The sequence below is a fragment of the Geminocystis sp. GBBB08 genome (assembly GCF_016743215.1).
Taxonomy (GTDB): domain Bacteria; phylum Cyanobacteriota; class Cyanobacteriia; order Cyanobacteriales; family Cyanobacteriaceae; genus Geminocystis.
Map to the genome: position 1 here is coordinate 1 of NZ_VRZC01000140.1, position 10,282 is coordinate 10,282.

Below are 10,282 nucleotides of genomic sequence, written 5' to 3' on the forward strand. Positions count from 1 at the left end.
TTATTAAGCAATATCAGATGACTTTGTTTAAATAAAATAGACTGTTTAACTATAAACTCAATTAAATTTATTAAGTCTTTTGAATAATTATTAATAATCAGAATAATTGAAAAACTTTGATGATTACTTAACAATGACTTTAGCAAAAATTGAATAAAAATTAGTTATTAACTTGAGGAGTTTGTTGATTTTGTAATAAAGGAATTGCTCTTTGTATTGCTGGTAATTGAGATTTATCAACTTCTTGTTTTTGAGTATTACTATTATTACTTTGTGGTGGTGTTAATGTTTCTGGTGCAGTGGGATTTGGAGGAGTTATAGGAGTTGCTTTAGTTGGGGTTGTTGGTTTTTGAGTATTAGCAGGAGTTGGTGCTGAAACTTTAGCTGTAGGACATAAAAAAGACAAATTGACTTTCTTGCCATTAGCATCAATCATATAACAAAGAGGATTGGCTGATGAACTATTACTAATAGCTAATGTGGTAAAAATGCTCAAAGTAATGGGATTTAGATAATTAAACCAATGATGTTGATTAATAGGGTGTTTCATTTTTTTAGGTGAATATTTTTTCTGATAAATTATAATCTTTATTGCAATATTATTACTAATTAATTATTTTGATTAACCTTCATTTACAAACTTTCTTTACTTCTAAAATCACTACAATCAATAGCCAACTCAGTATTAGCAATTAAAGGTTGAAGGGTACATTTAAGACGATAATTATTAGTAAAATATTGGCACTGACTACAGGGAATTTTGTGCATAATTTCCCCTCGTTTTTTTATATCCTTTAAACTGGTAATTAATGTTGATAATAACAAACCCAAAAATACCCAAGCAATCAAGAAAAAAATAGGTTGAAAATAGGTATTATAAGTCTCAAAAAAATTAGTTATAACTGGCAACATAGCAATCAATCATTGAGAAGTAACAATGAATAGTGATTTGTGGATAGTGGATAGTGAATAGTGGATAGTGATTTGTCATTTGTCATTTGTCATTTGTCATTTGTCATTTGTCATTTGTGATGGGGATAGCAGGAGACAGGGAGACTTTTTTTTGCTTTTTCATTCTTAATTCCTCATTCTTAATTCCTCATTCCCCATTCCTGATTCCTCATTATTTAATGCACTGCTTGTAATAAATTAACTAATTTAGAAATTTGCTCTTTATTGAAAACTTTACTAAGAGTTTCGGCAGCAATATTAGGATCGACACTGACTAAAACTTGTGGTAATTTAGAGTAAGCCAATTGTTCTAAACCCTGAGAAGGTGCAATTTCTGTACCTTTACCTACTTCTAAACAATCTCCAGCCAATTTAACTTCTTTAATAATAACAGGAGCTAATAAACGATAAGAATGTTTAGGATTATTAATCGCTTGTTTTGCACATTTGATTAAACTTTGCCAACCATTTTCTTCCGGTGCAATATTAATTAATTTATCGCACATAGTTTGTAATTGTTGACGATTATTAGGAGTTGACTCTTGTTTGAAAATAACTAACATTTGCTGTAATACTTGTCTAACTTGCATCACAACTTCGTTACTCGGAATTGCTGTTAAAGACGGACTTGACTTACGAACGGAACTAGACGTAATGTGAGATGGTTTTGGCACTTCTCCATCAGCCAATTGTTGAATATAATTCTGTAATTCTACAAAATGAGGTTCTGCTGCTTCCATAATTTGTTCGCCTTCTTCTTCCGACAAACCAATAGGTCCTTGCAAACGTTCTAATAAATCTTGTAGAATATCATAGGCTTTGAGGAAAAGACTTTCTAAAGTTTGATCTGTTTCAATAGGATCATCTCGTAATATTTTAAAAGCATCCTCAAGACGGTGAGCAGTTTTTTGAATGCTAGTAAAGTTTAGCATTGCCGCACCACCTTTAATAGAATGAGCCGCCCTAAATAATTCGTTAATACTTTCTTCATCATTCACCGCCGAAGATAAATCTAAAATACCCTTTTCGATAGTTTCTAAATGCTCTTTAGCTTCTTCAATAAAATATCCGACAATTCTTTCATTATTGGCACTATCCATAGTTTCTACTCCCACAAACTGAAAACTGCCTATGTTTTTATTTCCTTATAATAACCTAGAATAATCAAGAATTAACTATCAGTTTGAGAGACGATACTGAAAAATATTTGATAGTAATAGATAATAGGTTTTAATTCGTCATTCCTCATTCCTCATTCCTCATTCCTCATTATCAATAATGAATCGTCCTATTTATCTTGACAATCACGCTACCACTCAAGTCGATAAAAGAGTTATAACGGCAATGATGCCCTATTTTACTGATTATTTCGGTAATCCTTCCAGCAGTGCTCATGTTTATGGTTGGGAGGCAGAGGCTGCGGTAAAACAAGCTAGAAGTATTATTGCCCAAGCTATTAATGCTGATGAAACCGAAATTATTTTTACTAGTGGTGCAACAGAAGCCAATAATTTAGCCATCAAAGGGGTTGCAGAGGCTTATTTTACTAAGGGTAAACACATTATAACAGTACAAACAGAGCATAATGCTATTATCGAACCTTGTCAATATTTACAAAGTTTAGGTTTTGAGGTGACTTTTTTACCAGTAGAAAAAAACGGTTTATTAGACTTAAATTTACTTAGTAAAACTATTCAAGATGATACTATTTTAGTGTCCGTAATGACGGCTAATAATGAAATAGGTGTTATTCAAGATATTAGTAAAATTGGTGCTGTTTGTCGAAAAAATGAAATAATTTTTCATACTGATTCTGCTCAAGCTATCGGTAAAATTTCTTTAGATGTGCAAAAAATGAATGTTGATTTAATGTCTTTAACTGCCCATAAAATTCATGGTATAAAAGGTATTGGGGCTTTATATATTAGACGCAAAAATCCCAGAGTAAAATTAGCTTCACAAATTCAAGGGGGAGGCCAAGAAAGAGGTTTTCGATCTGGTACACTATGTACACCGCAGATTGTCGGTTTTGCCGAAGCAGTAAAAATTGCTTTGCAAGACTTAGATGCTGAAAATCAACGACAACAAAAGTTAAGGAATTATTTATGGCAAAAATTGAGTCTATTAGATGGAATTTACCTTAATGGTGACTTAAATCAACGATTAGCAGGAAATTTGAATATCAGTATTGACGGCGTTGACGGTTCAGCCTTATTATTAGCTTTACAATCAGCGATCGCTCTGTCATCAGGTTCAGCCTGTTCATCAAACTCCACAAAACCATCTCATGTATTAAAAGCATTAGGGCATCCCGATAATTTAGCTAAGGCTTCTTTACGTTTTGGTATTGGTAGATTTAATACCCAAGAAGAAATAGAAAAAGTCGCTGAATTTACCCTTAAAACTATTAATAATTTACGTCAATTTCGTTCAACTTAGATTTTGCACTCAAAATAAAAAAAACTTTTTTTCTCCTTGACTTTTCTTTTTTTATTTGTAATAATAGATGTATAGCTTACAATGGGAATATTAATGTTTATATTTAAAAATGTTTATATTTCTATTGTTTAAATTTTAACATAAAAAGCAACTATCGACAAGAGATTTTCTCTTTTTTTTGCATTTTTTATAGCGATCGCAAAAAAGCACAACAAAATAGTCATTTTATCAAAATTTTGGGTTTAAAACCTCGCACTTCAGAAGGTAGGTTGGGTTAAACAAAGTGTAACCAACAAAAATTAATTAAACATAGTTGGGTTTAGTTGTCTCTATCTAACCTACATTTTATTTTCGGAAATAGTTAAGTTTAAAGCTAATATTTGAGTTAGCAAATCTTCATTTTCATCAAAATTATAAGCCTTCATCACTAACTGATCTAACTGTTGATGAAGTTGATATAACTTAATGCTAGGCTCATGAAAATACTCATTATATAATTTAGTAATTCCCCATTGTTTTGATGTGCTTTGCACATTCCTATAATCATTTAATTCTATCATTTTGTCTCTGATTTGTTGCACAATTTTTTGCTCCTTCGTAGAGTGGGCAATGCCCACCATTTTCATATCATCAGAATTATTTAAAGAATCTAAATACCTAGGAAAAAAAGCATTTTTTAACTGCGGAAAAGGAAAAGTTTCAAAACAAGTTGTATTTGTATAACGTAAAGTTTCTCCTAAAGTTGAACTTTGAGCTTTTACCCAAATTCGATGGATTTTTGAGGTTAAAATCCCTAAAAAATAAAAATCATCAGAAGCAATTACCATGTTAGCTTCACAAGGTAAAATTGATATATCAACAGGAGTAAATAACACATATTTAACAACTTTAGGAATAGCAAAATAACATTTTAAACCTTTTAATGCTCTTCTCATTGCCGGACAAGATTCTCCAAATCTCCACCAATATTTTTTACGAGATTCTCTTCTTTGTTTATCTCTCTCTGGTTTAACTTTTTCCCTAACTCTTTCAAAAGGTAAATAATAATTTGATGCTTCTTCAATAGACATATCATTAAAATCTATCACCCAATCTAACTTTTCAAAGGGATAAATCAAGCCTCTCCCGTCAATCATTGGTTTTAAAACTTCTTGATTTTTACTATCTTTTTTTATCCACTCTTTCGCTTCTTCTTCCGAAATGATAAAACCTTTTCCCCTCAATCCACATGATTCAAAAGATAAATTTTTATTAGCTTGTAATTTCTTAGCAGAAGTTACAGAAATTTCATTTTTTAAAGAGGTTGATATTTGATAAACAGGCTTATTATCTAAAAATAGTTGATTAGATTTTTCTTTTGCCCAATTAACAATACTAACATGAACGGCAGCTTCTCCAGACCATACTTGAGTTGAGACTGCGTCATGAATAAAACCATCGTTTTTGACTATATAATCTAAACTAGCTTGACGACTAACATTTTGAGAAATAGAGTTACTCCCTACTAAACCTGCCCTTGCATTTTCAGTTAAATTATCATGAGTTTTTCTAAACCAAAATATACAAAAATCAGGTTGCCCTTTTACTTCTTTAAATTGTTGATAAATTTTTTCTGCATAATCATCTCCTAATTCTTGTCTTAATTTTTTACCGCCCAAAAAAGGAGGATTACCAATAATAGCATCGGCTTTTATCCAATCAGAAAATAAAGCATCAGTACAAATAATGTTATGATCTAAACTATCTAAAGGTAGGGCTGGTTCAATTAAATTAAATTTATCAATTGCAACTTTTCTAGCTATCATTAAAGTAACTTTAGCTAACTCTACGGCAAAAGGGTTAATATCCATACCAAAAAACTGATTTGGAGTCACAAAACTTAGATTTCTTTGTAAATTTTGTCCTTTATTTTTACTGGCTATTTTATCTAATAAAACTTGTTCAATTCTTTTTAATTCCTGATAGGCAACGTATAAAAAGTTACCACTTCCACAAGCAGGATCTAATACCTTATAATCTTGTAATTGTACTTGCAAATTAGTCAATTCTTTTACCGTATTTGCACTATCAATTAAATCCTCCCAATATTTAGTAATAGTTGGGCGCACAATTTTCATAATATCCGCTTCCGAAGTATAGTGCATCCCGTAACTATGTCTTTCTTTGGCGTTAACAGTGCCTTCAAAAATATTACCAAAAATAGCAGGACGTACTTTACTCCAATCTTGTCGTGCAACGGTAGCAAGAATTTCTAACTCTGGTTTAGTTAATTCAATGGTTTCCACAGTGGCAAATAAACCGCCGTTAAAATATTCTACCCCTTGATATTTACCAGTTGGGGTGATACCATGACTATTCATCTCCCGAAACAAACCGCCCAACACATCATAACTACTAGCACCGGCAATACATTCTTCTACGCAACGAATAAAGAGACTCTCAGGCAATAAACCTCTATCTTCAGCAAACATTGCTAACACACATTGGAGAATAAATCTTTGAATTTTTAATACCCCCCCAGCCTCCCTTGGTAAGGTGGGAGTCATACTATTAAAAGTCTCCCTTTTTAATGGGGATTTAGGGGGTTTATTTTCTAAGGGGGAGGGGGAGATTAGTCTTTGTTGTAAAATTTGGAATAATTCTCCTAGTCTTCTTCCAGCTTTTTCGGTGACTTCTACTTGATTATTGTTGAAAATTGGCTTACTTTCACCCCTTGCCATGAAGTTAAAAGCGGAATAACGTTTCCCTAAATCGCTTAAAGCAACTATATCTACAGGTTCATCTAATTGTAAGTCAAAGTCAAAAATCCAAAATTCATCAAAGTTGCAAAGAATAACGTAACGAGGGCGATTCGGCACCAGTCTTGACCAATATTCAAAGGCTTGGGCATAATGTTTATTAAGATCTTCCCCTCGTTTTTTCATCTCAATTAATACCTTGGGTTTCCAGACTAAATCCGCAAAACCAGTATTTTTTTTGAGACTACCTTTTTTTATCGCTTCTTCATATTTCGCTCCAGCTTCTAATGCACCATCGTAACCAAAAGCCTGAAAAAATCTATCTAAAAATATTTGTGCTTCTTTTCTTTCCTGCCCTGTAATATATTCTTTACAAAAGTTGATAAAATTTTGTAGATTTTCTTTTGTCGTCATAAAAATAATTATGATTTGATATTTTCTTCCGTTTTAAGTAGTATTTAAAATACTCTTTTAAATTATATATCAATAAGTTTAGCAAAACATACACACAAATTAAGAGGGCATTTAGCCCCCTTTTTTGTAGTCAAATTATCTTAATTTAACTGATTTTATTTTGATGGTTTCGTTAATTACATTAAGCCTAATTGAGCTAATATACCTTTTCCAGTTAATAACTCAGTGGCAATACCAATTAAGAATCCTAACATTGCTAAACGACCATTCCAATTTTCAGCAAAAGAAGTAAAACCTAATTTTGTTTCTTTGTTTTCCATGATGACTCTCCTATTATATTAAAATTGCATTTGTGTCAATCAATCTATAAATAGCTTAACATAACTTTTTAAAGTTGACAATAAAACTTTACATTTATGAAAAAAATAATTAGAATTACCCTGAAACTAAGCTCAACCTTAAAATCTAACTTTTTTGTGAAATAATGAATTGTGGAAGATTCTTTAAAAACAAAAATATACCCATGATCCTTAATCAATGGAAACGTCTATTAAAAGTCACTATTGCTACAGTCTTAATTTTTGCAGTGGCGATCGCCTTTAATCCTTTAGGGTTACAAACAGCCCAAGCCCAGACAGTAAGAAGAAGTATCTTGGCACAAGGAGACGCTATAACCGATCCTGAAGCTATTTTAAGATATGCTTTACCTATAAATAATGATATTATTAGACAAATTCAACAAGATATTGAAAAAATAGCTAAAAATGTGCGATCGCAAAGATGGTCATTAGTACAAAAAGAGATTAAAAATGCAGCTTTGTTATTAAAATTACACCAACAAGACTTAATATCTAGTGTGTCTGAAGAATTACAACCAAAAGCAAAAGAATTAGTAACTGCCATAGCCGAAGATGTCGGAAAACTACAAGAATTAGCAGAAAAAGAAGATAAAAAGCAAATTTCCCTTGTGAGAGCTAAAATTTTAGATAATATCACCGCCTTGGAAGAGGATATGGTAACAGGTTTTCCTTATAAAGTGCCTGAAGAATATGCTAATTTACCACAGTTATTAGGTAGAGCGAAAGTCAAGGTAGAAACTACCCAAGGAAATTTAGAGATTGTGGTGGATGGTTATAGTGCGCCTGTGACTGGTGGTAACTTTGTTGATTTAGTTAACCGTAAATTTTATGATGGTTTACCTTTTAACCGTGCAGAAGATTATTATGTATTGCAAACAGGCGATCCAGAAGGTGAAGCTGAAGGTTTTATTGATCCAGTTACAAATGAATACAGAGCTATTCCTTTGGAAATATTAGTTAAAGGAGAATCAGAACCAATTTATGGCTTTACCACAGAAGATGTTGGTATGTATTTAGCCCAACCAGTTTTACCTTTTAATGCTTTTGGCGCAGTAGCTTTAGCTCGTCCTACAACAGATCCCAATGGTGGTTCATCTCAATTTTTCTTCTTCAAATTTGACACAGAAGTAACCCCTCCCGGATATAATTTAATGGATGGAAGATTTGCTGTCTTTGGTTATGTTACTGAAGGCGAAGAAGTATTAAATAAATTAACCTCTGAAGACAAAATTATCTCGATGAATGTTATTGAAGGTAAAGAGAATTTAGTTTTCTAACGTTTATAAGTAAGTAGGCAAATTAATTGTCTGTTTACTTTCTGAAAGGCAAAAGTCAAAATTGTGGTTTTTCAGTCCATTTTAATAGACTTTTGTCATGGGCTTGGAAGTTTATTTTTTAAAGTGAGATAATAATTCATAACTGATATTTAAGTAAGTAAAATTAATTAATTGTATTTTTACTGCTAATAGCTAACGTTATCTTTAGATAACTAATATTTTTATTTCCCATTAATGATTAATTATCTTCATATTCTTCAAATAATAATTCTTCGAGAATCCAACTTAACTCTTCCTCTTCAGCTTGGAATACTTCGATTTTTCCTAATTTTTTCCTTTCTCCTACAAATAAAATGGGTGTTAAAGGAGTACAAATATTGTATTTTTGTTCTAAACAGTAAAAACTGGCCAAAAACTGTAACTCTTCAGGTTCGATTTCTGATATATGTTCTTCGATTTCAAGACTAATAATATTATTTTCTTCAAGGGGGGGTAATTCACCACTGGCAGATAAAATAAAACCAGTACGTTTTAAATAGAGATTTAATTCTCCTAATACTGCTTTAGCGTCATCGAAAATAGCTTCAATCTCGTCACTATCTTCTACCATGATGGTCTCAGGGTATTCCTCATCTTCGGTGTTGGTTTCTTCCGTGAGAATGACAATAGCTAAATCAGTGGGCATTAACAAGACATAGTTTTTGCCATCATATTCTATTTCGTTTTCAACGTAACAATCCAGCGATCGCCCTTCTTCATCATAAATAGTGACAATCTCACTATCATCATAAGGCCCACTTTCTGAAGAAAATTGGGAGGAAGACATAATTAGTTTTAGCTAGAATTTTGATTAAAGTTAATTTGTAAAATTCAGAATATCATGGTTTGAGACAGAATAAAAAATAAACTCACAAAGTAAAAATGATTATCTCTCCACTAGCCCTCAAAATTCTGATTTTGTAAGCGTTTTACGGTAACTACATCGGTTAAATTATATTGTAAAGGGGTAATGGTAATAAAATTTTCTTTGTTAGCTTGAACATCTGTGGGCAAATCAGGAGGTAAGTAAATATGTTCGGGTTGATTAATTTCTTCTACTAATTCTCCTGCTAACCAATAATAACATTTACCCCTAGGATCAAATCTTTTTTGAAAATTCTCTATATAACGCCTAATCCCTTGACGAGTAATTTTTACTCCAGCAATATCTGCTTCTGCCACTGGAGGAATATTAATATTAAGCAAAGTTGGTTCGGGTAAAGGATTTTTGATTAATTGCTCAATTAATTTTATGGCATAATTAGCCGCCGGTTGAAATTCTTTTTTGGTAAAACTGGCCAGACTAAAAGCAATACTGGTAATGCCATCGATTGTGCCTTCCATCGCGGCGGAAACAGTGCCTGAATATAGTATATCTGTACCTAAATTTGAACCTTGATTAATACCAGAGAGAACAAAATCAGGTTTTTCTTTTAATACGGCACTTAATCCTAATTTAACACAATCTGATGGTGTCCCTGAACATGACCAAGCGGTAACTTCTGAGGTAAAAATTCCCTCAATTATATCCGCACGAATAGGATGATGTAACGTTAAACCATGCCCGGTAGCTGATCTTTCTCGATCTGGAGCTACCACTGTAACTTTATATCCATGACTCGCGATCGTATTTGCTAAAGTGCGAATCCCTAATGCAAAAATGCCATCATCGTTACTAATTAAAATGTGCATAATAGTGATGGGGTAAATAGTGAATAGATAATAAATAATGAATAGTTGATAATTTTATTTCTCCTAATTTCTAATTCATCATTGCCTCATTCTAAATTCTAAATTTTAAATTCCTCATTTCTCATAACGTTGTTTCAGATTTGATCATTCTTTCATAACACCACCATCCTAAAAATAGCATGGCGATCGCAAAAATAATAAGAAAGAAAAAATGACCTTGAATTTCCTCAAAAGATTTACCTTTACCCCACACATTAATTAAAGCCTCATTCATGTGAAAAATAGGATTAAATTGGGCAATTTGTAAAAGTTTTTTAGGGAATAAAGCACTAGGGAAAAAAGTGCCACCTATGATTAATAAAGGGACACCAAA

9 protein-coding genes and 1 pseudogene are annotated in these 10,282 nt (G+C 32.1%); 2 read left to right on the forward strand and 8 right to left on the reverse strand.

Annotation, left to right across the window (positions count from 1 at the left end):
- Positions 1-160: 160 nt before the first annotated feature.
- The 3 genes from FWJ34_RS15055 to FWJ34_RS15065 form a co-directional block, all read right to left on the reverse strand.
- Complete coding sequence (locus tag FWJ34_RS15055) at positions 161-550, reverse strand: hypothetical protein (protein ID WP_308256156.1); 390 nt, start codon at positions 548-550, stop codon at positions 161-163.
- 83 nt (positions 551-633) lie between these two features.
- Entirely contained in the window at positions 634-912 is a 279-nt protein-coding gene (locus FWJ34_RS15060) for a hypothetical protein (protein WP_308256157.1), read from the reverse strand.
- Positions 913-1,127: 215 nt separating this feature from the next.
- Positions 1,128-2,051 (reverse strand): Hpt domain-containing protein, encoded by a 924-nt coding sequence (locus FWJ34_RS15065; protein ID WP_308256158.1) that lies wholly within the window; start codon positions 2,049-2,051, stop codon positions 1,128-1,130.
- Positions 2,052-2,226: 175 nt separating this feature from the next.
- On the opposite strand from FWJ34_RS15065, the gene FWJ34_RS15070 reads away from it, so the two are divergent.
- Positions 2,227-3,390 carry an aminotransferase class V-fold PLP-dependent enzyme gene (locus FWJ34_RS15070; RefSeq protein ID WP_308256165.1) on the forward strand — a complete coding sequence of 388 codons (1,164 nt, stop codon included), beginning with the start codon at positions 2,227-2,229 and terminating at the stop codon, positions 3,388-3,390.
- A gap of 338 nt (positions 3,391-3,728) precedes the next feature.
- On the opposite strand, the gene FWJ34_RS15075 is transcribed toward FWJ34_RS15070, so the two are convergent.
- Both FWJ34_RS15075 and FWJ34_RS15080 read right to left on the reverse strand, forming a co-directional pair.
- Positions 3,729-6,542: a DNA methyltransferase gene (locus FWJ34_RS15075; protein WP_308256159.1), complete on the reverse strand. Its 2,814-nt coding sequence runs from the start codon at positions 6,540-6,542 to the stop codon at positions 3,729-3,731.
- A 176-nt stretch (positions 6,543-6,718) separates the two neighbouring features.
- Positions 6,719-6,862 carry a high light inducible protein gene (locus FWJ34_RS15080; protein WP_308256160.1) on the reverse strand — a complete coding sequence of 48 codons (144 nt, stop codon included), beginning with the start codon at positions 6,860-6,862 and terminating at the stop codon, positions 6,719-6,721.
- 203 nt (positions 6,863-7,065) lie between these two features.
- Between FWJ34_RS15080 and FWJ34_RS15085 the strand changes: the two genes are divergently transcribed.
- Positions 7,066-8,178, forward strand: a complete 1,113-nt coding sequence (locus tag FWJ34_RS15085; protein ID WP_308256161.1) for a peptidylprolyl isomerase — start codon at positions 7,066-7,068, stop codon at positions 8,176-8,178.
- Between the two features lie 238 nt (positions 8,179-8,416).
- On the opposite strand, the gene FWJ34_RS15090 is transcribed toward FWJ34_RS15085, so the two are convergent.
- The 3 genes and pseudogenes from FWJ34_RS15090 to FWJ34_RS15100 all read right to left on the reverse strand — a co-directional run.
- The gene (locus tag FWJ34_RS15090) at positions 8,417-9,004 is read right to left on the reverse strand and encodes a DUF3727 domain-containing protein (protein ID WP_308256162.1); all 588 of its coding nucleotides are present in this window, start codon (positions 9,002-9,004) and stop codon (positions 8,417-8,419) included.
- A gap of 110 nt (positions 9,005-9,114) precedes the next feature.
- On the reverse strand, positions 9,115-9,909 hold the full coding sequence (gene surE, locus FWJ34_RS15095) for a 5'/3'-nucleotidase SurE (protein WP_308256163.1): 795 nt from the start codon (positions 9,907-9,909) through the stop codon (positions 9,115-9,117).
- Positions 9,910-10,030: 121 nt separating this feature from the next.
- Positions 10,031-10,282: pseudogene (locus FWJ34_RS15100) on the reverse strand (ABC transporter permease); the annotation flags it as partial.